The 22952-nt window shown below is 71.8% G+C and carries 28 protein-coding genes; 7 read left to right on the top strand and 21 right to left on the bottom strand.

Annotation, left to right across the window (positions count from 1 at the left end; genetic code table 11):
- Window positions 1-5 precede the first annotated feature (5 nt).
- Genes cobA through mrf form a run of 6 tightly spaced genes read right to left on the bottom strand, consistent with a single transcriptional unit; the run spans window position 6 to window position 4131 of the window.
- On the bottom strand, window positions 6-1232 hold the full coding sequence (gene cobA / locus JOM49_RS23245) for a uroporphyrinogen-III C-methyltransferase (protein WP_245369436.1): 1227 nt from the start codon (window positions 1230-1232) through the stop codon (window positions 6-8).
- 37 nt (window positions 1233-1269) lie between these two features.
- A complete protein-coding gene (locus tag JOM49_RS23240; RefSeq protein WP_209666355.1) occupies window positions 1270-1662 on the bottom strand; it encodes an ankyrin repeat domain-containing protein in 393 nt (130 codons plus the stop codon).
- 12 nt (window positions 1663-1674) lie between these two features.
- Complete coding sequence (locus JOM49_RS23235; protein ID WP_209666354.1) at window positions 1675-2475, bottom strand: class I SAM-dependent methyltransferase; 801 nt, start codon at window positions 2473-2475, stop codon at window positions 1675-1677.
- Complete coding sequence (rpmF, locus tag JOM49_RS23230; RefSeq protein ID WP_209666353.1) at window positions 2472-2630, bottom strand: 50S ribosomal protein L32; 159 nt, start codon at window positions 2628-2630, stop codon at window positions 2472-2474. Before rpmF ends, JOM49_RS23235 begins: the two co-directional genes overlap by 4 nt.
- Window positions 2630-2887, bottom strand: coding sequence for a type B 50S ribosomal protein L31 (locus JOM49_RS23225; protein WP_209666352.1), 258 nt, complete (start codon window positions 2885-2887; stop codon window positions 2630-2632). The genes rpmF and JOM49_RS23225 overlap by 1 nt, the downstream gene beginning before the upstream one ends.
- Window positions 2884-4131, bottom strand: a complete 1248-nt coding sequence (gene mrf / locus JOM49_RS23220; protein ID WP_209666351.1) for a ribosome hibernation factor-recruiting GTPase MRF — start codon at window positions 4129-4131, stop codon at window positions 2884-2886. The genes JOM49_RS23225 and mrf overlap by 4 nt, the downstream gene beginning before the upstream one ends.
- A gap of 51 nt (window positions 4132-4182) precedes the next feature.
- Here mrf and rpmB point away from each other — a divergent pair, with 51 nt between their 5' ends.
- From rpmB to rpsR, 4 genes are read left to right on the top strand one after another with little or no spacing between them, the layout of a single operon-like run.
- Window positions 4183-4419, top strand: a complete 237-nt coding sequence (gene rpmB, locus JOM49_RS23215; RefSeq protein ID WP_209666350.1) for a 50S ribosomal protein L28 — start codon at window positions 4183-4185, stop codon at window positions 4417-4419.
- Entirely contained in the window at window positions 4419-4583 is a 165-nt protein-coding gene (gene rpmG / locus JOM49_RS23210; protein ID WP_209666349.1) for a 50S ribosomal protein L33, read from the top strand. Before rpmB ends, rpmG begins: the two co-directional genes overlap by 1 nt.
- The gene (gene rpsN, locus JOM49_RS23205; protein ID WP_209666348.1) at window positions 4583-4888 is read left to right on the top strand and encodes a 30S ribosomal protein S14; all 306 of its coding nucleotides are present in this window, start codon (window positions 4583-4585) and stop codon (window positions 4886-4888) included. Before rpmG ends, rpsN begins: the two co-directional genes overlap by 1 nt.
- A gap of 6 nt (window positions 4889-4894) precedes the next feature.
- Window positions 4895-5119: a 30S ribosomal protein S18 gene (gene rpsR / locus JOM49_RS23200; protein ID WP_209666347.1), complete on the top strand. Its 225-nt coding sequence runs from the start codon at window positions 4895-4897 to the stop codon at window positions 5117-5119.
- Window positions 5120-5176: 57 nt separating this feature from the next.
- On the opposite strand, the gene JOM49_RS23195 is transcribed toward rpsR, so the two are convergent.
- From JOM49_RS23195 to JOM49_RS23165, 7 genes are all read right to left on the bottom strand, one after another.
- Window positions 5177-6064, bottom strand: a complete 888-nt coding sequence (locus JOM49_RS23195; protein ID WP_209666346.1) for an LLM class flavin-dependent oxidoreductase — start codon at window positions 6062-6064, stop codon at window positions 5177-5179.
- Between the two features lie 41 nt (window positions 6065-6105).
- Window positions 6106-7509 (bottom strand): pyridoxal phosphate-dependent decarboxylase family protein, encoded by a 1404-nt coding sequence (locus tag JOM49_RS23190; protein ID WP_209666345.1) that lies wholly within the window; start codon window positions 7507-7509, stop codon window positions 6106-6108.
- Window positions 7506-8810, bottom strand: a complete 1305-nt coding sequence (locus tag JOM49_RS23185) for an MFS transporter (RefSeq protein WP_209666344.1) — start codon at window positions 8808-8810, stop codon at window positions 7506-7508. The genes JOM49_RS23190 and JOM49_RS23185 overlap by 4 nt, the downstream gene beginning before the upstream one ends.
- Before the next feature lie 47 nt (window positions 8811-8857).
- Entirely contained in the window at window positions 8858-9616 is a 759-nt protein-coding gene (locus tag JOM49_RS23180; protein WP_209666343.1) for a sphingomyelin phosphodiesterase, read from the bottom strand.
- Window positions 9617-9625: 9 nt separating this feature from the next.
- Window positions 9626-11635 carry a neutral/alkaline ceramidase gene (locus tag JOM49_RS23175; protein WP_209666342.1) on the bottom strand — a complete coding sequence of 670 codons (2010 nt, stop codon included), beginning with the start codon at window positions 11633-11635 and terminating at the stop codon, window positions 9626-9628.
- Window positions 11636-11774: 139 nt separating this feature from the next.
- Entirely contained in the window at window positions 11775-12800 is a 1026-nt protein-coding gene (locus JOM49_RS23170) for an LLM class F420-dependent oxidoreductase (protein WP_209666341.1), read from the bottom strand.
- A complete protein-coding gene (locus JOM49_RS23165; protein WP_209666340.1) occupies window positions 12797-13741 on the bottom strand; it encodes an oxygenase MpaB family protein in 945 nt (314 codons plus the stop codon). Before JOM49_RS23165 ends, JOM49_RS23170 begins: the two co-directional genes overlap by 4 nt.
- 79 nt (window positions 13742-13820) lie before the next feature.
- Between JOM49_RS23165 and JOM49_RS23160 the strand changes: the two genes are divergently transcribed.
- The gene (locus JOM49_RS23160; protein ID WP_209666339.1) at window positions 13821-14408 is read left to right on the top strand and encodes a TetR/AcrR family transcriptional regulator; all 588 of its coding nucleotides are present in this window, start codon (window positions 13821-13823) and stop codon (window positions 14406-14408) included.
- On the opposite strand, the gene dmpG is transcribed toward JOM49_RS23160, so the two are convergent.
- From dmpG to JOM49_RS23145, 3 genes are read right to left on the bottom strand one after another with little or no spacing between them, the layout of a single operon-like run.
- On the bottom strand, window positions 14378-15421 hold the full coding sequence (dmpG, locus tag JOM49_RS23155; protein WP_209666338.1) for a 4-hydroxy-2-oxovalerate aldolase: 1044 nt from the start codon (window positions 15419-15421) through the stop codon (window positions 14378-14380). The genes JOM49_RS23160 and dmpG overlap by 31 nt on opposite strands.
- Window positions 15418-16323: an acetaldehyde dehydrogenase (acetylating) gene (locus tag JOM49_RS23150; protein WP_209666337.1), complete on the bottom strand. Its 906-nt coding sequence runs from the start codon at window positions 16321-16323 to the stop codon at window positions 15418-15420. Before JOM49_RS23150 ends, dmpG begins: the two co-directional genes overlap by 4 nt.
- Window positions 16324-16334: 11 nt before the next feature.
- Window positions 16335-17120 carry a 2-keto-4-pentenoate hydratase gene (locus JOM49_RS23145; protein ID WP_209666336.1) on the bottom strand — a complete coding sequence of 262 codons (786 nt, stop codon included), beginning with the start codon at window positions 17118-17120 and terminating at the stop codon, window positions 16335-16337.
- Window positions 17121-17160: 40 nt separating this feature from the next.
- Here JOM49_RS23145 and JOM49_RS23140 point away from each other — a divergent pair, with 40 nt between their 5' ends.
- Complete coding sequence (locus tag JOM49_RS23140; RefSeq protein WP_209666335.1) at window positions 17161-17913, top strand: IclR family transcriptional regulator; 753 nt, start codon at window positions 17161-17163, stop codon at window positions 17911-17913.
- A gap of 159 nt (window positions 17914-18072) precedes the next feature.
- Here the strand turns inward: JOM49_RS23140 and JOM49_RS23135 are convergent, their stop codons facing one another.
- The 3 genes from JOM49_RS23135 to JOM49_RS23125 all read right to left on the bottom strand — a co-directional run bounded on the left by JOM49_RS23135 (window position 18073) and on the right by JOM49_RS23125 (window position 21146).
- A complete protein-coding gene (locus JOM49_RS23135) occupies window positions 18073-19020 on the bottom strand; it encodes a hypothetical protein (protein ID WP_209666334.1) in 948 nt (315 codons plus the stop codon).
- A 276-nt stretch (window positions 19021-19296) separates the two neighbouring features.
- Window positions 19297-20481, bottom strand: a complete 1185-nt coding sequence (locus tag JOM49_RS23130; protein WP_209666333.1) for a glycoside hydrolase family 3 N-terminal domain-containing protein — start codon at window positions 20479-20481, stop codon at window positions 19297-19299.
- Window positions 20478-21146, bottom strand: coding sequence for a zinc ribbon domain-containing protein (locus JOM49_RS23125; protein ID WP_209666332.1), 669 nt, complete (start codon window positions 21144-21146; stop codon window positions 20478-20480). The genes JOM49_RS23130 and JOM49_RS23125 overlap by 4 nt, the downstream gene beginning before the upstream one ends.
- Window positions 21147-21336: 190 nt before the next feature.
- On the opposite strand from JOM49_RS23125, the gene JOM49_RS23120 reads away from it, so the two are divergent.
- Window positions 21337-21810 (top strand): carboxymuconolactone decarboxylase family protein, encoded by a 474-nt coding sequence (locus tag JOM49_RS23120; protein ID WP_209666331.1) that lies wholly within the window; start codon window positions 21337-21339, stop codon window positions 21808-21810.
- A 6-nt stretch (window positions 21811-21816) separates the two neighbouring features.
- Here the strand turns inward: JOM49_RS23120 and JOM49_RS23115 are convergent, their stop codons facing one another.
- Window positions 21817-22551 carry an FAD:protein FMN transferase gene (locus tag JOM49_RS23115; protein ID WP_209666330.1) on the bottom strand — a complete coding sequence of 245 codons (735 nt, stop codon included), beginning with the start codon at window positions 22549-22551 and terminating at the stop codon, window positions 21817-21819.
- The gene (locus JOM49_RS23110; protein ID WP_209666329.1) at window positions 22551-22949 is read right to left on the bottom strand and encodes an FMN-binding protein; all 399 of its coding nucleotides are present in this window, start codon (window positions 22947-22949) and stop codon (window positions 22551-22553) included. The genes JOM49_RS23115 and JOM49_RS23110 overlap by 1 nt, the downstream gene beginning before the upstream one ends.
- Window positions 22950-22952: the final 3 nt, after the last annotated feature.

Here is a 22952-nt window from a genome sequence, read left to right as displayed (position 1 = left end):
AATGCTCAGGGGGTGGGCGGGGGGCTGAGGGCGGCGACCGGGCCGATGACGATGATGGCGGGCGGGCGGACGCCGGCGGACGCGGCGTCGTCGGCCACGGTGGCCAGGGTGGACCGCAGGACCCGCTGGGTGCGCATGGTCCCGTCTTCGATGATGGCCACCGGCGTGTCACCGGGACGACCACCCTCGAGCAGGGTGCCGGCGAACTGCGGCAGCCGTTCCACGCCCATCATCAGCACGATCGTGCCGCGCAGCCGGGCCAGCGCGGACCAGTCGGTCAGCGACTGCGGGTGTCCCGGCGGCACGTGCCCCGAGACCACCACGACCTCGTGGGTGACCCCGCGGTGGGTCACCGGCACGTCGGCCATCGCGGGCACGGCGAAGGCGCTGGTGATCCCCGGGACCACGGTCACCGGGATGCCCGCGTCGGCGCAGGCGAGCACCTCTTCGAAGCCGCGGCCGAAGACGTAGGGGTCGCCGCCCTTGAGGCGGACGACGAACTTGCCCGCCTTCGCCTGCTCGATCAGCGTGGAGTTGATCACGTCCTGGCTGGCGGCGCGCCCGTACGGGATCTTCGCCGCGTCGATCACTTCGACCTCGGGGGGCAGCTCGTCGAGCAGCTCACGCGGGCCGAGCCGGTCGACCACCACCACGTCGGCGCGGGCGAGCAGCCGCCTGCCGCGCACGGTGATCAGCTCCGGATCGCCGGGGCCGCCGCCCACCAGCGCCACCCCGGGCAGTTCGTCACCCGGGGTGCGGTACTCGGCGGCCACCGTGCCCGCCCGCAGGCCGTCCAGGATGGAGTCGCGCACGGCGGCCGAGCGCAGCGGTTCCCCGCCGGAGAGCACGCCGACCAGCACTCCCCCGTGCCGCCCGCTCGCCGGGGTGACCGCGCTGCCCTCGGTACCGGCGTCGGCGCGGACGCAGAACACCCGCGCGCGCTCGGCTTCGGCGCAGACCGCGGCGTTGACCTCGGGCCGGTCGGTGCAGGCCAGCGCGTACCAGGCGCCGGTGAGGTCCCCGTCGGCGTACTCGCGCCGGTGCCAGCGCAGCTCGCCGACCTCGGCCATGGCTTCGACCGAGGGCGTGACGTGCGGGGCGATCACCTCGACCTCGGCGCCGGCGCCCACCAGGCGCGGCAACCGCCGTTGGGCGACCATGCCACCGCCGACCATCACCACCCGTTTCCCGGAGAGGTCGAGGCCGGACAGGTAGTGGGGATCTTCTGGCATGCGTAGAAGCATGCCTGGCCGGGTGGGCGCGGGCGCGTCAGGGTTCCAGGATTGTGAGCATCGCGGCATTGCCGAACACGCGCGCGGTCTCCAGCGCGGACGGCTGCCCGGCTTCCGGATCCGCGCCACCCTCGAGCAGCGCCCGGACCACCTCGGGCTCGGCCTTGAACACCGCACCGGCCAGCGGGCTCTGGCCGCGGTCGTTGATCCGGTTCGGGTCGGCCCCGCGCTCGATCAGCGCGGTGACGGTCCCGGCGTGCCCGTGGTAGGCGGCGAGCATGACCAGCGTGTCCCCGCGGTCGTTGGTCAGGTTCGCCGGGATGCCGGCGTCCACGTAGGCCGCCAGCTCCGCGGTCTGCCCGCCCCTGGCGAAACCGAAGACCTTGGCCCACAGTTCGAGCAGCTCGGGATCGGGTTCGGGATCCGTCATGGACCCATGATCTCACGCGGGGACGCGGCCGACCGCCACCAGCGAACCGCAGTCGAGCGAGGTGAGGCCCGCTTCGGCGAGACCGGCCAGGTAGCGCTCCTTCACCCGCGCGACGGCCGCTTCGTCCATCCCGGTGATGAAGGCCCGCATGGCCGCGCCGAGGAAGAGCGTCCACGCGTCCTCGGGGTGCAGCGGCTGGACGAACCCGATCTCCTCGACCTCGACGTCGACCAGGCCCAGGCCGGTCAGCCAGGTCGTCAGCTTCTCCGGCGTGTCGATCCGGCCCTGCGAGCCGACGCGGCCGGCCGGGCCGGTCAGTTCCGGGCGCTCGGCCGCGGCGGCGGCCTGGCCGATCGGCACGATCCGCGCCATGCCGTCGTGGCGCCAGGTGGTCACCGCGAACCGGCCGCCGGGGCGCAGCCTGCTGATCAGCCGCCGCGCGCCGGCGTCCATGTCCGGGAAGAAGAACACCCCGTACACGCACTGGACCAGGTCGTACGGGCCACCGTCCCAGGTCAGCACGTCGTGCTCGGTGAACACCAGCTGGTCGAGGCCAGCCGCGGTGGCGCGGCCCTGGTCGAGCAGGCCGCCTGCCATGTCCACCGCGTCGACGTGCCCGGACGGGCCGACGGCGATCGCGGCGGGCACGGCCGAGGCACCCGAGCCGCAGCAGGCGTCGAGCACCCGGTCCCCCGGCGACGGCCGGGTGACGGCCACGGTGAGCTCACCGAGGGGCCGCCACAACCGGGCGTACCAGGAGGCGAACTGGGCACCGGCGGCGGTGAACACCCCGCCGGCGAACTCCGGGTTCACCGGGCGAGCCGCTGGAAGTGGCCGATCAGCCGCCGCGGCACCAACTGCCGCTGCCCGTCGACCACGATCGGCACCAGGTCGGGCGCGGCGGCCTTCCACTGGGCGCGGCGGTGGCGGGTGTTGCTGCGCGAGGTCCTGCGCTTGGGCACGGCCATCACTTACCGGCCTTTCGCTGTCCGTAGCGGCGGTGGAACTTCTCGACCTGCCCGGCGGTGTCCATGATGCGGCGCGCGCCGGTCCAGAACGGGTGGGAGGCGGAGCTGATGTCCACCAGCACCAGAGGATAGGTGTTCCCGTCGGTCCACTCCACGGATTTCTCCGAGGTCATCGTGGACCGGGTGAGGAAGGCGTCTCCGGTGGCGTTGTCCTTGAACACCACCGGGTGGTAGTCGGGGTGGATTCCCGGTTTCATCGTCGCTCGTCCTTCCGGTCGGCCGCCGAGACCTCGTGTCCCGGGGCGTCTGCCTTGTCGTCGTCGCAGGGTTCTTCGTGCCATTCGCCGAACGGGTCCGGGTAGCGCCGCCACGCGTCCGGCCCGGCGGCGAGTTCGGCGTCGGTGAGCAGTGCCGCGTCGAGCGCCGCTTCGACCTCCTGCGGGGTCGCCTGGTGGGTGAGCACCACCAGCTCCTGTGCGCGGTCACCGAATTCCGGGTGCCAGCGCAGTGACGCCAGGGTGCGGCGTTCCGGGCTGACGTCCGTCCATTCAGGACCGTCTTCGGCGGCGAGCCAGGCACCGGCGTGCCCGATGCCGAGCCCGCCTCCCGCGGACTCGACCCACAGGGCCATGCCGGGCTGGCTCGCCACCCACACCCGGCCGCGCGTGCGCACCACCCCGTCGAGCAGGACGTCGATGGCTTCGTGCAGGCGTTCCGGGTGGAACGGCCGGGTGCGGGTGTAGGTCAGCAACGCGATCCCGCAGTCGGCGGCCAGTGGTGGCTCGCCGCGCAGGAGCGGGCCGTGCATGTCGGTGACCTCGCCGAGGCGGGCGTCGGCGGGCACCGCGTCAAGGACGTCGGTCACCTCGGACAGTTCGAGGCGGGCCGCGGTCGGCGCCAGGCGGTCGAGCACCGCGGCGGTCTTCGCGGCGCTCCAGGCGTCGGGCGTGTCCCCGTCGAGCACGAGCACGTCGGCGAACTCGGCCTGCGCGATACCGACCTGGGCGAGCGTGCGCTCGTCTCCGGGGCTGGCCCGCAGGCCGCGTTCGGCGAGCGTGTCGTCACCGGTCACGTCGGTGAGCCAGGTAGCGCGGTCGAGCACCGCGACCACGGCTTCGACGCAGACGTCTTCGAGCACCGGCCGGTCGCCGACGAGCGTGTGCTCCAGCGCCCAGCACACCGGCTCCGGTTCCATCGCCTCGTCGAGCCGGACCACGATCCGGCGCACCTCGGGCAGCCGGGAGAGCTGGCGAAGCAGGGGAAGCAGGTCCTGGCGCAGGGTGCACGAGACGCAGCCGTGGGCCAGCTCGAGCCCGGTGAGCTGGTCACGCGGGCCGAGCTGGAGCCTGCGGGTGACCACGCCCTCGTGGATCCGGCGCAGGTTGTGGTGCACCACCGCGGTGCCGGGCTCGCCGGCTCGCAGGCGGTCGGCCAGCGCGGCACTGGCCCCGGCGGCCAGGCCGCCGATCAGGGTGAGGGGAATGCGGGGGTCTTCGGTCACGGGTGTGTACTGTAGATGAAAATGACTATCAATACCAACTGAGGAGGACTGGTGTCGGCTGTGTGCCAGGTCACCGGGCGGCGGCCCGGGTTCGGCAAGCAGGTCTCGCACTCGCACAGGCGGACCTCGCGCCGCTGGGACCCGAACCTGCAGACGCGGCGCTACTGGGTGCCGAGCGAGGGCCGGTGGATCCGGCTGCGGGTTTCGGTCAAGGGCATGAAGACCATCGACAAGCGCGGCATCGACGCAGTGGTCGCTTCCCTGCGAGCACGGGGGGAGAAGTTCTGATGGCGCGCAACGAGATCCGGCCGATCGTGAAGCTGCGGTCCACGGCGGGCACCGGCTTCACCTACGTCACGAGGAAGAACCGCCGCAACGACCCGGACCGGCTGGTGCTGCGCAAGTACGACCCGGTCCTCCGGCGGCACGTCGAGTTCAAGGAGGACCGCTGATGGCGAAGAAGTCGAAGATCGCCCGCGACGCGCAGCGACGGGTGGTCGTGTCCCGGCACGCGGAACGGCGGGCGGAACTGAAGGAAATCGTGCGCTCGCCCGGTTCCTCGCCCGAGGAGAAGGCGGCGGCGGTGTCGGCGCTCCAGGCCCTGCCGCGCGATTCGAGCCCGACGCGCCTGCGCAACCGGGACGTCGCCGACGGCAGGCCGCGGGGGCACCTGCGCAAGTTCGGCCTGTCGCGGGTGCGGTTCCGGCAGATGGCGCACAACGGCGAACTGCCCGGCGTGACGAAGTCGAGTTGGTGAGCACGGGTGAAACGTGAGCTGAAGAAGCGGCGCAACCTGCTGGCCGCGGAGAAGGTGTCCGAAGTGGACTGGAAGGACGTGGCGCTGCTGCGGAAGTTCCTCTCGGACCGCGGCAAGATCCGCGCCCGCCGCGTCACGGGCCTCACACCGCAGCAGCAGCGCCAGGTGGCGACGGCGATCAAGAACGCCCGCGAAATGGCCCTGCTCCCCTATCCGGCACGAGGCCGCTGAGGACACGAATGTGGCTTTCGGGGCCGATTCCGCTCCGAAAGCCACATTTGTGTCCCCTCAGCCGGCGAGGTGGCGGGCGGCGGCCAGGCGGTCCACCTGGGTCCGCCAGTCGCCGCCGCTGATGCCGAGGACGAGGTGGTCCACCCCGGCGGCGGCGTACTCGGCGAACCGGTCGGCCGCGTCGTCCGGGGTGCCGGTGATCGGCACCTTCCGCGCCCGCTCGATCGGCATGCCGTAGCCGCCGGCGATCTGGTCCGCGATCTCCCCGGCCGGCGTGCCGCCGAACGAGACCACCCCGCCGACGGTCACCGTGGGCAGCGGCCGTTCGTACTCCCCCGCCAGTTCGGCCAGGTGCCCGCGCCCGCGGACCACCTCGTCCACCGGGATGAGCGAGGGGAACCAGCCGTCGCCGAAGCGGGCCGCCCGCCGCCGGGCCACCGCCGAGTCGTTGCCGACCCAGAGCGGCGGGGTCCGGACCGCGGGCGCCAGTTCGACCACCGGCTCCCCCGGCTCGTCCACCAGCCGCACCGGTTTGCCCGCCAGCAGGTCCGGCAGCAATTCCAGTGCCACGTCGGTCCGCCTGCCCCGCTCGGCGAACGGCACCCCCGCCGCCGCCCACTGCGCCGCTCCGCCGCCCGACCCGACCCCCAGGACGAGTCGGCCGCCGGAGAGGTACTGCAGGCTGGCGAGCTGCTTGGCCGCCCAGGCCAGCGGGCGGATGGCGGGCACGAACACGCTCGCCCCGATCCGCACCCGCTCGGTGACCGCGGCGGCGGTGGCCAGCCCGGCCACGCAGTCCAGAGTGGACATACCGGTGGCCAGGTGGTCACCCATCCACACCCCGTCCAGCCCGGCCGCCTCCGCGTGCCGCGCCGCCGCCCGCAGGTCGAGCCCCTGCTCACGCTGGGCGGTCACCGACGGCAGGATCACCCCGATCTCCATCATGGGAACGATCCTGGGACCTCGACCATGCTGGAGGTCAAGGGTCAGTGGTGCAGTTGCCCCAGGAATTCGAGCAGCAGCCGCTCCCGCAGGCGGGCCGGAGCGGCCGCGAGCAGCGTGTTGACCTCGGCCATCCGCGCGGGCACGGCACTGCCCTCGCCCAACCCGGCCGCCCCGAGCAACCCGGCGAACTGCTCGGAAGTCAGCTGGTCCGGGTCCAGCGCGGCGACGAACTCGGCGATCTGCGGATCCACGGTGACCGGCCCGGTGGCGCGAGCCGCGGAAACGGCGGCCTCCAGGTCCGCGAGGAATTCCGGCTCGTGCCCGCGGTTCGCCGCCGACAAGGTCAGGTGCAGGTTCTCCGGTGAGACGCCGTGGGCGAACTGCGGCTGCACGTACCACTTCCGCGCGGACATCTCGTCGGCCACGGTGAACAGGTCGAACCCGGGCGTGCCGTCCAGCGCGAAGGCGACCAGCGTCGAGTCCGGCGAGCCGAGCACGCGCAGGCCGTCGATCTTGCCGATCCCCGCGGCGATCTCCTCCGCCGCCGCGCGGGCTTCGAGCGCCAGGTGCCGGTAGCCGTCGGGGCCGATGTGCCGGACCACCGCCCACGCCGCGGCCAGCGGGCCGCCCGAGCGCGTGGACTGCACGGTGGAGTTGAGCATCGTGTACCCGGGCCAGTCGGCGCTGGCGAAGTAGTGTCCCCGGCGAAGTCCGGCGTTGGCGTGCAGCAACACCGAGACCCCCTTGGGGCAGTACGCGTACTTGTGCAGGTCGACCGAAACGCTGGTCACCCCCGGCACCCCGAAGCCGAACGGCGGCACGCCGAGGTGCGGCAGCACCCAGCCGCCGATGCAGGCGTCGACGTGCATGCGGATGCCCCTGGCCGACACGGCGGCCGCGATCTCGGCGATCGGGTCGACGACCCCGTGCGCGTAGGACGGCGCGCTCGCCACCACCAGCACGGTGTGCTCGTCCATCGCCGCCGCCATCGCCGCCGGGTCGGCGCGGAAGGTCACCGGGTCGACCGGCACCGGCACGGCTCGCACCCCGAAGAAGTGCGCCGCCTTCTGGAAGGCCGCGTGCGCGGTTTCCGGCAGCACCATCGCGGGCTCACGCACCTCCGGCGCGCCGGTCCTCGCGGCGAGGACCGCGAGCAGGCAGGATTCGGTGCCGCCGGAGGTGACCGCGCCGACGGTTTCTCCGGTGGCGCCGACCAGGTCCGCGGTCGCGGCCACCAGGTCGTTCTCCAGGCGCAGCAGGCTGGGGAACGCGGTGGGGTCGAGACCGTTGGCGTGCGCGGCCAGCGCGTGCGCCCCGGCGGCGAGTTCGTCCACTCCGGACAGTCCACTGTCGTAGACGTAGGCCAGCGTGCGCGCGCCGTGCGTGGGCAGGTCCCCGGCCCGCAGCGCCCGCAGTTCGGCGAGCACGTCCTCGGCGGAGGTCATCGGCCCGGTTCCAGAATCTTCTTGCGCAGCAACGGTATCGCCAGCGCGACGAGGATCGCGGGCAGCAGCGAGAAGCCGAAGAGGATCGCGGTGACCGCACTGTCCGGCTGCGTGGCCGACGAGTCCACAGAGGACACGTAACCGCCGAGCTGCAGGATCAGCCCGAACAACCCCGGCCCCAGCGCCAGGCCGAGGGTTTCGCCCGCGGTCCACACCCCGGCCGCCACCCCGGCACGTGCGGCGCCGGTGCGTTCCTCCTCCGCGGTGATCAGGTCCGGCAGGATCGCCAGCGGGAACACCTGGATGCCCGCGTAGCCGACCCCGGCCAGCGCGACGAACACGAAGACCACCGGCACCGGCAGCACGCGCGAGGCGAGCATGCCCAGCAGCGCCACGGCGAACACCGCGGTGAACACCCGGAGCCCGGTGACCTTGCCCCAGCGCCGTCCCAGCGCCATGCACAACGGCATCACCAGCAGCGCGGGCCCGACGAAACCGACGAAGAGCAGCGTCTGCAGGCCGGGGTCGCCGAGCACGTACCTGGCCACGTAGCTGACCCCGGCGAGCAGGGTGCCGATGCCCAGCGACTGGACGAAGTAGACCCCGAGCAGCCAGCGGAACGGGCGCCAGGACTTCATCGTGGCGAGCAGGTCGCGCCAGCTGGTGGTGGGCTGGCGGATCTCGGCGACCGGGGCGTGGCGGATGCTGAAGTACACGCCGAGCGCGCCGGCCAGGATGACCAGGCCGATCACCACGCCCATCGCCTGGTAGCCGGGCACGCCGCCGAAGATGTCCACGACGGCCGGGGCGCCGCCGCCGGAGACCAGGATCGCCAGCGCCAGCACGCCGATCCGCCAGCTGTTCAGCCGGGTGCGTTCCTCGTAACCCGGCGTCAGTTCGGCGGGCAGCGCGTTGAACGGCACCTGGAAGAAGGCGAAGGCGGTGGCGCACAGGAAGAACACGGCCACCACGTACGCGGCGTCGAGCCAGGTCTTCCCGAAGCCGGGGTGGGCGAACAACGCGGCGAAGAGCACCGCCACGCCGATGCCGCCGAAGAGCAGGAACTTCGCCCGGCTGCCGTCCTTGGCCAGTCGCGCGTCGGAGATCCGGCCGGCCACCGGGTTGAACAGCACGTCCCACGCCTTGGGCACCAGCACGATGGCCCCGGCGATCGCGCCGGGCACGGCCATGGTGTCGGTGAGGTAGGGCAGCAGCAGCAACCCGGGCACCGTGCCGAAGGCCCCGGTGACGAACGAGCCGACCGAGTAGCCGAGCCGTGTCCGGAGCGGGAGCCCGGCCATGATCCTCCTAGATAACCGGCCTGTGCGGCGACGATCCGGTGCCGACACTAATACTCGATCTTCGCCGAAACCGGGTAGTGGTCGGAAGGAATCGTGTCACCTCCGAAATGCGAGACCGACACCGGCCCGATCGCCGGGCTGGGCCGGCCGCCGTGGTGGAAGGCGCCGAGGTAGTCGAGCACGTCGCGGTAGCCGGGCGGGGTGGCGAGCGGGTTGGTCACCGCGTCGTAGGTCCAGGCCGGGGCGGCGTGGAGGGCGGCGCCGAGCACGCGTTCCGCGTCGGCTTTGCGCGCCAGCCCCACGTTGAGGTCCCCGGCGATGACCACCGGTTCACCGGCGGGCACGGTGCGCTCGACGAGCCGCCGGATCGCGGTCAGCTGGCGGGTGCGGACGGCGTGGGCGCGCCGCGGGGTCCAGGCGTCGGCCTGCAGGTGCGTGCCGACGACCCAAAGCCGGTCCACCCGGACCAGCGCGGCGCCCTTGGCCGCGAAGCGGTCGCTGGTGCCCAGGCAGTGGTCGGTGAACACCACCTGGTGGCGCGCGGTGATCGGGGCCCGGCTCAGCACGAGCACCCCGCCGCTGACGGTGAACCAGCGGGTGTGCCGCCCGACCACGGGCGTGCGGTGCGGCCAGTCGTCGGCGAGCGAGCGCACCATGTCCCTCGCCTCGGCGCTGAACGCTTCGTTGAGCACCAGCACATCCGGCCCGACCTCGCGGATCACCGCCTCGGCCGCACGAGCGCGCGCGGCCTTGTCCCGGTGCGAACGCTGCGCCGGCCACGGCAACTGCAGCAGGTTGAAGCTCATGAGCCGCATTCAGGCGACCACGAACGCCCGTGAAGTCCCGCTGAACGCGGTGATCGCGCCGGTGATGCCGTGCTTCCAGTCGCCGTGGTGCACCAAGCGGTACCTGCCCAGCGGGGCGTTCGCCGGGACGTCCCAGGTGAGCACCGCCTTCGACTCGCCGAGCACGGTGCGGACCCAACGGTACTTCGTCGCCCAGTCGCCGTCGTCGGCGTGACGCACCCAGGTGCCGTCGACCAGCCGCTGCACCTCGAGGAAGGTGCCGCCGCGGCGCAGGTTGTTCTTCGGGTGCCCGGTGACGAACTCGACCAGCACCTGCTCACCGCGCCGGTAACTGCTCTGCGGCTCGGTCAGCACGTCACCGAAGCTCTTGAACAGCGGTGCGTTGTCGAAGACGACCCCTGGCTGGAAGTTCAGCTGCTTGCCGGTCAGATCGCGCGGCCTCGGGCCCGGGTCGACCGGCCGGCCCGCGCGCATCGCGGCCGCCAGGCGCGCGAACTCCTGCTGGTAGGCGGGCAGGGTGTACCGGCCGAACAGCGTCGACGCGCCCTCGTACTGCTGCGAGTCGTACTCCTCGGGCGTGGTCACGTACTGGCTGTAGGCGTTGGCGTACCCCTGCACCAGCACATTTTCCAGCGGCACGCCCAGTTCGGCGGCCACCGTGCGGCGCAGGCGCAGCCCGGCGACGATGGTGAACTCGGCGGGCCCGGCGACCAGGTACAGCGAGCCGATGCGGACCAGTTGCAGCGGCAGGACTTCCGGCGCCCACGGGTACGGCTTCATCGCGCCGAAGGGCACCGCGACCACCTTCGGCGCCTGCGCGTCGGCCAGCGCCTGGGGCACCGGCGCGTCCATGCCGCCGAGCGCGTCGAGGAACGGGTTGCGGATGCCCTCGGGCAGCGGGAGGCCGGGACCGTCCTCGGTGCTGCCCGCCAGCATCGACGCGCCGATGGCGGCGGTGCAGGTGCGCCGCGGGCGGCCGTCCGGGGTGAACCGGCCGTCGACGTCCACCCGGGACATGTCCACGAAGGACAGCCGGAAGTCGATGGCACCGCTGACCGGCGTGCTCGCGTCATAGGCGCGGCGGGCCGCGTGGTACTGCCGTTCGCCGATGATCCTGGTGTTCTCGAACTCGTCCTCGGTCGGCCCGGAGCCCGGCTCGAGGTTCAGGTTCGGCGACATGTCCCCGGAGTTGGTCTGCGGGAAGCTGGCCACGAACCCGGGTTTGCCGTCCAGGTACCGGACTCCGGCCTTCTCGTGCTCCCAGTGGTAGGCGGCGTAGCCCTTGTTGTCGCCGCTGATCAGCTGGTTGGCGTTGGTCATCGAGGTGCCGTGGGTGGCGAACCAGCAGATCGCACCGGTGTCGCGGCCCTGCTGGGCCAGCCGCAGCACGGTCATCGCCGGGTCGACCGACAGCGGGAAGAAGGCCTTGTCCGCGGCCGGGTTCAGCTCGAACGCGGTGCGCGAGCGGTTGGCGCTGGCGTCGGTCAGCTCGGTGCGGCCGAGGCTGAGCGTGCCGGGCCGCAGGTCCTCGTGCGCGGCCTTGATCGCTTCGACGATGCCGTCCACCACGGCGTCGAAGGTCTGCTCCTGGAAGCCGAGGATGGACAGGTTGTAGGCGGCGTAGTGCGAGTAGCCACCGCAGGCCGCGTGCGTGTGCGTGGCGTTGAGCAGGACGTTCTGCTCGGTGTAGAGCTGCCCGTACGCGCGGGCGAGTTCGGCGAGCACGGCCTGGTGCACCGACTGGAAGATGGCGCCGAGATCGGCGTTGACGAAGACGATCCGCTTCGCGCCCTCGGCGATGATGTACGCCCGGGCGCGGGTGCGCTGGTGGAGGCCGGCGGTCTGCTGCTGCGGCATGGAGTAGCCCATCATGCCGTTCTCCGCGGCGGGCCCGGTGACGTCGGCGATCCCGAGGCCGACGAGGTACCCGCCCTGGGCGGCGGCGGTGGCCGCGCTCAGCGCACCCGCCAGTGGGACCGCGGCGGCACCCGCCAGGACCTGCCTCCGGCTGACCGGCATGCCGCCTCCCTCGCGAAATGTGAATGCGCTTCACGTTCAATCGAGGAGGCTACGTGACCGGGCTCACCTTGCCAAGAGGTGCCGTGAATGTGGCTTTCACGGCGTATTCGGCCGTGAAAGCCACATTCACGGCATCGGGTCAGGACAAGGCCTCGGTGATACGGCGGAGTGAGGGGGCATCCCCGCGGACCAGCAGGGTGGTGACCACGGTCTTCTCCCACTCCGCCAGTTCCTCGCGGATCTTCGACGGCGGACCGATCAGCGAGATGTCCTCGACCAGCGCGGTCGGGATCGCGGCGGCGGCCTCCTGCTTGCGCCCGTCCAGGTACAGCTCCTGCACCTTGGCCGCCACGTCCTCGTAACCCATGCGCACGAACACGTCGAGGTGGAAGTTGGCGTCCTTCGCGCCCATGCCGCCGATGTAGAGCGCGAGCGAGGGCTTGATCAGCGCCGCCGCCTCTTCGACGTCGTCGTGCACGAGCACCGGCACGGACGCCGGCACCTCGAAGTCCGCGAGGCTGCGACGGGCGCCGGGACGGGCGAAGCCCTCTTCGAGCGCGGCCCGGTAGAAGGCGTCGCTCTTGGGCGAGAAGAACAGCGGCAGCCAGCCGTCGCAGATCTCCGCCGAGAGCGCCACGTTCTTCGGTCCTTCGGCGGCCAGGTAGATCGGCAGGTCGCCCCGGAGCGGGTGCACGGTCGGCTTCAGCGGCTTGCCCAGCTTCGCGCCACCGGGGTACGGCAGCTGGTAGAACTCACCGTCGAAGGTCACCGGCGCCTCGCGCGCCAGCACCCGCCGCACGATCTCCACGTACTCACGGGTGCGCGCCAGCGGCTTCGGGTACGGCTGCCCGTACCAGCCCTCCACCACCTGCGGCCCGGACGCGCCGAGGCCCAGTACGAACCGGCCGCCGGAGAGGTGATCCATGGTCAGCGCGCTCATCGCGGTCGCGGTCGGCGTGCGCGCGGACATCTGCACGATGTTCGTGCCCAGCTTGACCCGCTCGGTCGCCGAGCCCCACCAGGCCAGCGGGGTGAACGCGTCGGAGCCGTAGGCCTCGGCGCTCCACACCGAGTCGAAGCCGAGCCGGTCCGCCTCGGTGATCGCCTCCAGTGCCCCCGGCGTCGGGCCGGAACCCCAGTAACCGACGTGGTAACCCAGCTTCATGCGTGCTCCTTCTGGTTCGGGACCCGGGGTGCATAGTGCGTCGGGCTGTCGCGTTCGTCCAGCGGCGGCAGGTTGCGGGCGGGAGTTTCCACCAGCGGCGCGTCCACCGGCGCCCGGCCGAGCGCGCGCCGCCAGCCCGCCCGCGCCCGCGGGTGGTAGCGCCGTTCGAACGGCACGAGCTTGAACGCCGCGTTGATCAGCTTGCCGGTCAGCCGGTGCAGCCGCGCGTCGCGGGCGGTCCAGGGGTAGCCGAGCTTCTCGCGGATCGGCGGGTCGTACATGCCCACGGTCAGCCAGACGAAGTTGCGTGCGACCAGGCCGCGCACCAGGTTCCACACCGGCGACGGCAGCCAGGGCAGCGCGGCGGGCTTCGCGATCTCCCGGATGTCGAGCACGTCGCGGGTGGCCTTGTTGTCCTCCAGCACCTCGGTGCACATGCGGTGCCAGTACTCCTGGAACTCCTCCCAGGTCTGGGGCACCGGCCGCATGCTCATGCCGTACATCCGGTACCACTGGACGTGCTCGTCGAACATCTTCCGCTGCTGCGCCGCGGTGAGCCCGCCCATGAAGTTCTCCGCGATGAGCAGCGCGCTGACGAAGAAGGTGGCGTGCGCCCAGTAGAAGGTGCCGGGGTTCAGCGCGTGGTACGGGCGGCCCTTCGAGTCGATCCCCTTGATCGTGTCGTGGTACCCGCGGACCTGCTTGGCGGTCTCGTGCGCGCGGGGGCCGTCGTAGATGACTCCCCCGATCGGGTAGAGCGAACGGAACAGCCGCTGCCAGCGCTCCTTGAAGAACCGGGAGTGCTCCTCCACGCCCGCGCCCAGCTCGGGGTGCATGTTCTGCATGGACCCGGCCCACAACGCGATCAGCAGGCCACGCCAGTCGCCGAAGTACTTCCAGGTCAGCGAGTCCGGGCCGAGCGGCTCCGGCGGCTCCGACATGTGCGCTCCCCTCGATGTGACTACGACCGTTGTCAGGTTAGGATTGACAACGCATGTAGTCAACTGACGAGTAGGTAGGATGACTGGCCGGACCTGGGGTGGCACCACGCTGACCGATCGCAAGGCCGCGCGGCGCGCGCAGCTGATCGAGGCGGGGATCGACCTGCTCGGCGCGGAGGCGGGCCCGGCGATCAGCGTGCGGGCGGTCTGCCGCCACGCCAAGCTCACCGAGCGGTACTTCTACGAGAGCTTCGCCGATCGCGACGAGGTGGTGCTGGCGGTCTACGAGCACGTCGGGCAGGCCGCGCGGCAAGCGCTGATCGACGCGGTCGAGGCCAGTTCCCCCGAACCGGAGCAACGCGCCCGCGCCGCGGTGACCGCCTTCGTCGAGCTGATCATCGACGATCCGCGCCAGGGCCGGGTGCTGCTGCTGGCCCCGCTGAGCGACCCCGCGCTGTCCAGCCGCGGGGTCGAGCTGCTGCCCGCGTTCGCCGCGCTGGTCCGCGGGCAGCTGCCGCCGGGCTCGGCCGAGGTGGACCGTGACATGACCGCCATCGGGCTGGTCGGCGCCCTCGCGAACCTGTTCATCGCCTACCTCGGCGGGCTGCTCGAGGTGTCGCGGGAGCACCTGATCGATCACTGCGTCCGGCTGCTCACCCGCGCCTGATCCCGCTCCGCCACCAGCTTCAGCGCGATGTCGATAATCATGTCCTCCTGGCCGCCGACGTACTTCGCCGCGCCGACGCGGTAGAGGATCTCGTGCGCCGGCACGCCGTAGCGCTCGGCCGCGCGTTCGGCGTGCAGCAGGAAACTCGAGTACACCCCGGCGAACCCCTGCACGATCGACGACCGGTCCATCACCGGCAACCGCGTGATGTACGGCTTCACCACGTTCTCCGCGGCGTCCATCAGCACGTCCTTGTCCACACCGGTGCGCACGCCGAGCCGGTCGAAGGTGGCCGCGAGCACCTCGGTCGGCGAATTGCCCGCACCGGCCCCGAGCGCGGCGAGCGAACCGTCGATCTGACGCGCGCCGGCGCGATGGGCGAGTACCGAGTTCGCCACGCCGAAGCTGAGGTTCTGGTGCCCGTGGTAGCCGACCTGCGCCTCGTCGCCGAACTCGGCGACCAGTGCGGCGACCCGTTCCGAGGCGTCCTCCAGGATCAGCGCGCCCGCCGAATCCACCACGTAGACGCACTGGCAGCCCGCGTCCACCATGATCCGGCCCTGTTTGGCGAGATCGTCCGGAGTGGACATGTGCGAGAGCATCAGAAAGCCGACGGTCTCCAGCCCGATCTCGCGTGCCGCACCGAAGTGCTGCTCGGAGACGTCGGCTTCGGTGCAGTGCGTGGCGATCCGGACCGCACCCGCGCCGAGGTCGGCCGCCGCCTTGAGGTCGTCGACGGTACCGAGACCGGGCAGCAGCAGCACGGCGATCTTCGCGTTCCTGGCCTCCTCGACCGCCGCCGCGATGAGCTTGCGCTCGTCGACGAGCGAGAACCCGTAGTTGAACGTGGAGCCGCCGAGCCCGTCGCCGTGGGTCACCTCGATCAGTGAGATGCCCGCGGTGTCCAAGGCGCGCACGGTGTCGCGCACGTTCGCCTCGGTGAACTGGTGCGCCATGGCGTGGCTGCCGTCGCGCAGGGTGGTGTCGACCAGACGCACTTCGCCGGAGCTCATGCCGAGACCGCCTTCCGCTGCGCGAGCAGTTCGCCGACGCGGGCCGCGGCGGCGGTCATGATGTCGAGGTTCCCGGCGTAGCGCGGCAGGTAGTCGCCGTTGCCCGCCACCTCCAGGAACACCGCGACCCTGGCGCGGTCCTGCCAGCCGGGCCGCGGATCGTCGAACTGCGGTTCGGCGGTGAGCGTGTAGCCGGGCACGTACTCCCCCACCGCGCGCACGATCTCGTGGATCGAGTCGGTGATCGCCCCGCGGTCGGCGTCGGGGTCGATGGCGCAGAACACGGTGTCGCGCATGATCATCGGCGGTTCGACCGGGTTGATGATGATGATCGCCTTGCCGCGACTCGCGCCGCCGACCTCCTCGATGCCGCGGGCGGTGGTCCGGGTGAACTCGTCGATGTTGGCGCGGGTGCCCGGTCCCGCCGAACGCGACGAGACCGACGCGACGATCTCCGCGTACGGCACCGGGGTCACCCGCGAAACCGCGTGCACGATCGGGATGGTGGCCTGGCCGCCGCAGGTGATCAGGTTGAGGTTGGGTGCAGCGAGGTGTTCGGTCAGGTTGACCACCGGGCAGGTGAAGGGGCCGATCGCGGCGGGGGTCAGGTCGATCGCCTGGATGCCCGCTTCGGCGTAGCGCGGCGCGTTCGCCTCGTGTGCTTTCGCCGAGGTGGCCTCGAAAACCAGCTCCGGCGGCTCGTCCAGGGCGAGCAGCCAGTCCACGCCTTCGGCCGAGGTGCGCACCCCGAGCGCGGCGGCCTTGGCCAGCCCGTCGGAGGCCGGGTCCACCCCGACCACGTAGCGGACGTCGAGGTGTTCGCTGCGGCGGAGCTTGATCAGCAGGTCGGTGCCGATGTTGCCGGGCCCGACGATGGCGGCGGTCCGCGCGGTGGTGGCCACTGGGCGCTCTCCTAGCTGAACACGGCGCTGACCGCGCCGAGCCCGTCGATGGTGCAGGTGACGTGGTCGCCGGGGGCGACCGGGGAGACGCGGGTGATCGAACCGGACAGGATCACGTGGCCGGACTGCAGCGCGGTGCCCATCTCGCCGAGCTTGTTGGCGATCCACACCAGGCTGTTCAGCGGCGAGCCCATCACCGCACCGCTGTCGCCGGTCTCGATCACCACGTCGTTGAGGTGCAGCTCGCAGGGCGCGCTGGCCAGGTCGATGGCGTCCACCGGGACCGGCGTGGCACCGAGCACCACCGCGCCGGAGGAGGCGTTGTCGGCCACGGTGTCCACAATGGAGATACGCCAGTCGCGGATGCGGGAGTCGACCAGTTCCAGCGCCGGCAGGATGTGGTCCACCGCGTCGGCCGCTTGTTCCAGGGTGACTCCGGGGCCCTGCAAAGGTTTCCGGAGCACGAAGGCGATCTCCGGTTCGATCCGCGGCTGCAGGAAACGGGCGGTCGGGATGGGCTCGCCCTCGGCGTAGAACATGGTGTCGAGCAGGTGCCCGAAGTCCGGTTCGTCCACGCCGATCTGCCGCCGGGCCGCCTCGCTGGACAACCCGACCTTGTGCCCGCGCACTGCCGAGCCACCCGCCTGCCAGTGCCGCACCTGTTCCAGTTGCACGGCGTAGGCGTCTTCGACGGTGAGTTCGGGGTGGGCGTCGATCAGCGGCGGGATCGGTTCACCGGAGACGTAGGCGGCGAGCAGGTCTTCGGCGAGCGCCAGGTGCAGGGCGGTGTCGGGCATGGGACTCACCATCCACCCGTGAATGGGGCACACTCAATGCATGTGTCCCGCTGAGCGGAACGACGAAGGGGCCACCGCGGCCCGGCTGGCCCGGTTGCTGACCGCCTTCCGGCCCGGGGATGACGCGCTGGGCGTGTCCGAACTGGCGCGGCGCACGGGTTTGCCGAAGTCGAGCACGCACCGGCTGATCGGCCACCTCGCCGGGCAGGGCCTGCTGGAACGGGACGGGACCGCGGTCCGGCTGGGCCTGCGGTTGTTCGAAATCGGGCAGCTCGCCGTCCGGCAGCGAGGCCTGGTCGACGCGGCGCGGCCCTATCTCGCCGATCTGCGCGAAGCCACGCACAACACCGTCCACCTCGCGATCCTGGAAGGCACCGAGGTGGTCTACCTCGACGTGCTGCGGGGGCCGGACGCGCCACTCCTGCCGTCACGGACCGGCGGCCGCTTCCCGGCCCACGCGACCGCGGTGGGCAAGGCGATCCTCGCCTTCTCCCCGGACGACCTGGTGGAACAGGTGATCGCGGCGGGCCTCGGGCGGATCAGCCCCCGCACGATCACCGCCCCCGGCCTGCTCCGGCGTCAGCTCGCGAAGGCACGGGCCGACGGCGTCGCCTACGAACGGGAGGAATCGGTACCGGGCGTCGTCTGCGTGGCGGGCCCGGTCCTCGACGCGAACGGCATCGCGGTCGCCGGGATCTCCCTGTCCGGCTGGACGAACCGGATGGGCACGGCCCGGATCGGCCCCGCCGTCCGGACCACTTCACTGGCCCTGTCCCGAACCCTGCGCGGCTAGGCGCTGTCCGGTGAGTCTGGTCGATGGGCTTCGTGATCCAGGTGGTTCCTGGCGGTGCGGGCGGGTCGGCCTCGTACTGGCCGTACTCGGCCGCGCCCGCCCGTGCCGTCAGGGGCCGCCTGGGCGCGGAGAGCGCGACCTTGACTCACCGGACTGCGCCTAACCGTTCCGCGACCACCGGAAGCCATACGCCAGGCCCGGGAGCAGGCGGCGGAACTCGCCGCGGATCTCGCCGGTGGGGTCCGGGTGGACCGGGTCCCCGGTGGCGACCGGGTCGTCGAGGTCGCGCTGGAACCCGCCGGCCACGCGCCACACCGCCGCGGGCAGCCGGTCGGCGGGAAAGCGCACGCGCAGGTCGAAATAGTCGCAGCGTTGTTTCGGCACGCACGCGTAATGCGGCTGCATTTCCGCCCCGGCTTTGAATCGCACCACGAATTCGTGCGTCTGCCCTCGGCGCAAAGGGGCCGGTAATCGCAATTCGAAACCGACGCGATCGGTGGCTTGTTTTCGCTTGCCCGCCAGCCGCCCGCCGCTGAAGACGTCGATCTCCGGGCCGCCGTCGGCCGAGGTCACGGTGAACGCCAGGTCCAGCGCGCCGATGCCGTCGCGGTCGGCGACCACGCGCCGGACCTCGAAGGCCTCCGGCGCGGCGGGTTCCAGGTTGACGAAGGTCCGCAGTTCCTCGGTGTGCCAGCCGGGACCGATTTCGTCGGGCATCCCGGGCTCCGGCGGCCCGGGGGCGCGGCCGTCCACCAGTTCGGCGAGGTGCACGATGCCGTCGTCGATCCGCCGCCGCACGGTGCGCCGGTCCCGGTGCAACTGGTCGGCCACGCGGTCGATCCGCTCCTGGTAGAACGGCAGGCGCAGCCGGGGATCCAGCGCGTAGGCGACCAGCAGCAGACCACCGAGGTCCTCGGGCAACTCCGCGATCGCGGCCGCCAGCGTGGCGGTGACCTTGTCGCGGACCTCGGACGGCCGGTCGCCCGCGCGCACCCCGCAGCAGCGCCGGATCTCCGGCCCGAGCCGCTCGTCCAGCTTGCCCGCGAGCACGCCCCGGCCCTTGCGCAGCGCCTTCAGCTCTTCGACGAGTGCGCTCACCGCGGTCATTCCCCCTCCGGAATCGACGCCTTCCAGCCTGGCCGGGTCCGCACCCGCGCGCAAGCCGGACGCCGGCCCGGTGGCGCGCACCGCGCGTTGTTTCCGTTTCCGGAAATGGCAGGAAACAGGAAACCACTCCCTTTTCCGGACCCCAGCACGGATTCTCGAATCAGCGAAGAGGAAAGGAGGTGGACAGCATGCAGACCCATTCCGTGCTCGAACTGCTCATCAGCTGGCTGACCGCGTTCGGCGGTTGAGCCACCCCGGGTGCACGGGGTGCCGCCTCTAACGGCACCCCGTGCGCAGGCGGAGCACCCGGGTGAGCGCCTCCGCCACCCGCTCGCCGGGCAGTTCCCCGGAAGCCTTGGCCCGCGCCAGCCGGTCCAGCACCGGTCCCGGCGCGTCGTGGCCGGACCACAGCGCGAGGTCCGCGCCGGCGGTCACCGCGGCCAGCACCGCGTCGGGCAGGCCGTACCGGTCGGTGATCGCGCGCATCGCGCCGAGGTCGTCGGTCATCGCGACGCCGTCGAAGTGGTAGTCCTCGCGCAGCAGCCGGTACGCGGCCGGGCTGACCGAAGCCGCCTCGCCGCCGGTCAGGCCGGGCACGTCGAGGTGGCCGAGCATCACCACGGGCGCGCCGCGGGGCAGCAGGTTCGCGTACGGCACCAGGTCTTCGGCCTTCAATTCCGCCAGTGCGGGCGTGCGCACGAGTCCCTTGTGCGAGTCGCCTTCGGCACGGCCGTGGCCGGGGAAGTGCTTGAGCACGGGGATCACGCCGGCTTCGGTGAGCCCTTCGGCGAACGCCCCGGCGTACCGGGTCGCCACCGCGGGATCGGTGCCGTAGGACCGGTCCCCGATCACCGTGGCGGCCGACGCCTCGCTCAGGTCCGCGACCGGCGCCAGGTTGACCGTCACCCCGCGGTCCTTCAATTGACGGCCGCGTTCGGCGCCGAGCGCGCGGACCTGCTCGGGCGTCGCGGAGGCGGCCTGTTCACGGGCGCTGTCCAGCTCACCGTCGAGGTCGTCGATCCGCTGGACCCGGCCGCCTTCGTCGTCCACGGCGACCAGCAGCGGATGCGGCGAGGCGGCGTGGGCCGCGTTCAACCGGCCGCCGGTGAGCACCCGCGTCGCGCTGCCGCCGACGAAGATGCCGCCCACGTGGTCGTCGCGGACCACCTTGACCGCGTCGCCCTCGTCCGCCGGGTTCACCCCGACCATCAGCAACTGGGCCAGCTGGTCGCGTTCGCTCATCCGGGCGGCGAGCCCGGCGCAGTCCGCCTGCTCCACCGCGGCGGTCGGGGACGGGGAGCCCGGGGGCGCCGGTGCGCTCTTCGGCTGCGCCAACGGCGCCGGTGGCGGCGGTACCGCGGGCACCGGGGCGTGCGGCACCACGGCCATGATCACCGCGCAGACCGCCGCCCCCGCGCTGAGCGAGAGCAGCCAAGCCCTGGTGCTGGCAGAACGTGTCATTTGCGGTTCAGTGTATTTCCTTCGTACCCGCCGCTGTGGGCCAGCCGTTTGGCGTAGCAGTCGTCCTTGCCGATGCCCTGTGTCCCACACCACTCGTTGGCCGCCACCCCGGTGGCGAACGACTCCGGCACCACGGTGATCCAGAAGTCGGGGTACTTGAAGCTGTCGAAGTCACCGGACCACAGCAGCAGCGCGCTCGGGTACCGCCGCTTGTTCGCCTGGTGGTCCGCCCAGATGCTGTCGTGGTCCTGGGTCACCCCGCGCACCACCAGCCCCGGCCGCTTCGACGAAAGCTGCGGCAGCCAGTAGCCGACCAGGCCGGAGGCCTGCGCGCGGTCCTCCTCGACCTGCGCGGTCAGCAGGGACAACGCCGAATCCCGGGTGGGCTGGGTGGTCGTCGCCCTGGGCGTGGTCGTGGTGGTCGTCGGCGGCGCGTACCTCGGGGCCGTCGCCGCGGGCGGCACGTAGGCCGGGTACCACTGCTCGGGTTCCGCGGTCACCACGTCCGGCTGCCCCTGCCGGACGAGCACCACGGTCAAGGTGACCAGCAGGCCGACCACCAGCGTGATGGCCACCGCGGTGAGCGATTTCATCCCGGCGGTCCAGCCCGCCTCGTACGGCGGCGGGTACCGCCACTGCGGCGGCTGCCCTCGCTGATCTTCCACTGCGCCCTCCTCCGATCGTCCCTGGACACGGGGGTAGTCGGCAGGCGCTGAACGGCGTTACGACACCGGAAAGCCCGCGCAGGCGGCTATTTCCCACCACCGTGCGACCCAGGTCACACCCGCCGTTGTCACACCCCGCCGGGCTGCGGAGTCGAAGGGGTGTACGCACCGACGACCAAGGAGCAGCACGATGGAAGCGCGACTGAACCTCTTCGAGAGCCCCACCATGACCAAGGCGTTCAAGGGGATCGTGGCCGCGGGCCGGGCGACCGCGGACTCGTCCGTGCCCGCGGCCACACTGGAACTGGTGAAGATCCGCGCCAGCCAGCTCAACGGCTGCGGTTTCTGCCTCGACATGCACACCAAGGAAGCCGCGCACGCCGGCGAAACCTCGTTGCGGCTCAACCTGATCGCGGCCTGGCGGGAGGCCACGGTGTTCACCGAGGCCGAGCGCGCCGCGCTGGAGCTGGCCGAGCAGCTCACCCGGATCGCCGACGGCGCGGGCGGGGTCACCGACGAGGCCTGGGCGAACGCGGCCAAGCACTACGACGACGAGGAGCTCGGCGCCCTCGTGCTGGCCATCGCGGTGATCAACACCTTCAACCGCATCAACGTCGCGGTCCAGCAGCCCGCCGGGGACTACCGGCTCGGCCAGTTCGGCTGAGCACGCTCAGCCCGTCGGCAGGCCGGCCGAACGGAAGACGCGGTCGTTTTCGGTGACCGCGAACACTTCGCAGCCCGGTTGCGCGGCGGCCCACTCCGGGCCGTCCGCACCGAGCGCGAAGGCGGCGGTGGCGGTGGTGTCGGCGATGGTGAGCGTGTCGGCGACGACGGTGATGCTCTTCAGTCCGGTGGCCGGTTCGCCGGTGCGGCCGTCGAGGATGTGATCACCTCGTTCGTACCGGCCCGAGGTGGCCACGGCGGCGTCTTCCACCGCCAGCACCGCGCACAGCTGGTCGATCCGGTCCGGGTGCCGGATGCCGACGCGCCACGGGCCACCGGCGGCCACCACGTCACCACCGGCGTTGACGCAGAACCGGCGGGCACCGGCGTCCATCAGCGCTTCGGCCGCCCGCTGCACCGCCCAGCCCTTGACCACCGCGCACGGGTCGAGGCCGCGGCCGGGCAGGCGGACGCTGAACGCGCCGCCGGAGCGTTCCTCGTACCGGCGGCACACCGCCAGCACCTCGATGAAGTCGTCGCTGAGCTCGGCCGGGGTCAGCTCGGCGCGGTTGAGCCTGCTCACCTCGCTGTCCGCGCGGAACGGGCTGAACCGCGCGTCGACCTCCCGCAGCCAGTCGAAGGCGTGGTCCACCGCGGACCCGAGCGGGCTGGTGGTGGCGCGGATGTCGACCGAGATCGGGAAGCCCATGATGTGCTCGACCCGGCGTGGATTCCCCAGCATCAGGCGCCCTTCGCGTCGAGAGCCGCCTGCAGCGACTCGGCGTAGGCCTCACTGGTCATGGTCGCTCCCGAGACCGTGTCGATGTCGGCGCTCTGCGCGCTCAGTGCTTCCTCCCGCAGCGTGGGCAGCGCCTCCTCGGTCGGCTTGGTCGCCGGGGCGCGCAGGACCTGCACCTCGGTGATCGAACCGTCGGTCAGCACCACCTGGACCTGGACGATGCCGTGGCGGCCGGCGGCGACCTCGGTCCCGGTCAGCGTGCGCGTCGCCGAACCGGCGGCCGGGGCGGGTGCCTCGGCTTGGGCCACCACGGCGGTTTCGGTGTGCGGGGTGGGTTCGTACTGCCACAGCCAGATGAACCCACCGGCGGTGAGCAGCAGCACGGGAATGGTCTTCTTCATCTC

The organism is Amycolatopsis magusensis (assembly GCF_017875555.1).
Classification (GTDB): domain Bacteria; phylum Actinomycetota; class Actinomycetes; order Mycobacteriales; family Pseudonocardiaceae; genus Amycolatopsis; species Amycolatopsis magusensis.
The sequence above is the reverse complement of the archived record's forward strand: the minus strand, read 5'-3'. Positions and strand labels throughout refer to the sequence as shown.

What these genes read in the sequence shown, in the direction of transcription:
- rpsN (WP_209666348.1), top strand. Translation starts at nt 4,583, where the DNA reads ATGGCGAAGAAGTCGAAGATCGCCCGCGACGCGCAGCGACGGGTGGTC.
- dmpG (WP_209666338.1), bottom strand. Translation starts at nt 15,421, where the DNA reads ATGAGCTCCGGCGAAGTGCGTCTGGTCGACACCACCCTGCGCGACGGC.
- JOM49_RS23115 (WP_209666330.1), bottom strand. Translation starts at nt 22,551, where the DNA reads ATGCTGGGGAATCCACGCCGGGTCGAGCACATCATGGGCTTCCCGATC.
- JOM49_RS23135 (WP_209666334.1), bottom strand. Translation starts at nt 19,020, where the DNA reads ATGACCGCGGTGAGCGCACTCGTCGAAGAGCTGAAGGCGCTGCGCAAG.
- JOM49_RS23240 (WP_209666355.1), bottom strand. Translation starts at nt 1,662, where the DNA reads ATGACGGATCCCGAACCCGATCCCGAGCTGCTCGAACTGTGGGCCAAG.
- JOM49_RS23140 (WP_209666335.1), top strand. Translation starts at nt 17,161, where the DNA reads ATGTGTCCCGCTGAGCGGAACGACGAAGGGGCCACCGCGGCCCGGCTG.
- JOM49_RS23120 (WP_209666331.1), top strand. Translation starts at nt 21,337, where the DNA reads ATGGAAGCGCGACTGAACCTCTTCGAGAGCCCCACCATGACCAAGGCG.
- JOM49_RS23185 (WP_209666344.1), bottom strand. Translation starts at nt 8,810, where the DNA reads ATGGCCGGGCTCCCGCTCCGGACACGGCTCGGCTACTCGGTCGGCTCG.
- cobA (WP_245369436.1), bottom strand. Translation starts at nt 1,232, where the DNA reads ATGCCAGAAGATCCCCACTACCTGTCCGGCCTCGACCTCTCCGGGAAA.
- JOM49_RS23110 (WP_209666329.1), bottom strand. Translation starts at nt 22,949, where the DNA reads ATGAAGAAGACCATTCCCGTGCTGCTGCTCACCGCCGGTGGGTTCATC.
- JOM49_RS23130 (WP_209666333.1), bottom strand. Translation starts at nt 20,481, where the DNA reads ATGACACGTTCTGCCAGCACCAGGGCTTGGCTGCTCTCGCTCAGCGCG.
- rpmG (WP_209666349.1), top strand. Translation starts at nt 4,419, where the DNA reads ATGGCGCGCAACGAGATCCGGCCGATCGTGAAGCTGCGGTCCACGGCG.
- JOM49_RS23145 (WP_209666336.1), bottom strand. Translation starts at nt 17,120, where the DNA reads ATGCCCGACACCGCCCTGCACCTGGCGCTCGCCGAAGACCTGCTCGCC.
- JOM49_RS23190 (WP_209666345.1), bottom strand. Translation starts at nt 7,509, where the DNA reads ATGACCTCCGCCGAGGACGTGCTCGCCGAACTGCGGGCGCTGCGGGCC.
- JOM49_RS23160 (WP_209666339.1), top strand. Translation starts at nt 13,821, where the DNA reads ATGACTGGCCGGACCTGGGGTGGCACCACGCTGACCGATCGCAAGGCC.
- JOM49_RS23225 (WP_209666352.1), bottom strand. Translation starts at nt 2,887, where the DNA reads ATGAAACCGGGAATCCACCCCGACTACCACCCGGTGGTGTTCAAGGAC.
- JOM49_RS23170 (WP_209666341.1), bottom strand. Translation starts at nt 12,800, where the DNA reads ATGAAGCTGGGTTACCACGTCGGTTACTGGGGTTCCGGCCCGACGCCG.
- JOM49_RS23165 (WP_209666340.1), bottom strand. Translation starts at nt 13,741, where the DNA reads ATGTCGGAGCCGCCGGAGCCGCTCGGCCCGGACTCGCTGACCTGGAAG.
- JOM49_RS23180 (WP_209666343.1), bottom strand. Translation starts at nt 9,616, where the DNA reads ATGAGCTTCAACCTGCTGCAGTTGCCGTGGCCGGCGCAGCGTTCGCAC.
- rpmF (WP_209666353.1), bottom strand. Translation starts at nt 2,630, where the DNA reads ATGGCCGTGCCCAAGCGCAGGACCTCGCGCAGCAACACCCGCCACCGC.
- JOM49_RS23175 (WP_209666342.1), bottom strand. Translation starts at nt 11,635, where the DNA reads ATGCCGGTCAGCCGGAGGCAGGTCCTGGCGGGTGCCGCCGCGGTCCCA.
- JOM49_RS23195 (WP_209666346.1), bottom strand. Translation starts at nt 6,064, where the DNA reads ATGATGGAGATCGGGGTGATCCTGCCGTCGGTGACCGCCCAGCGTGAG.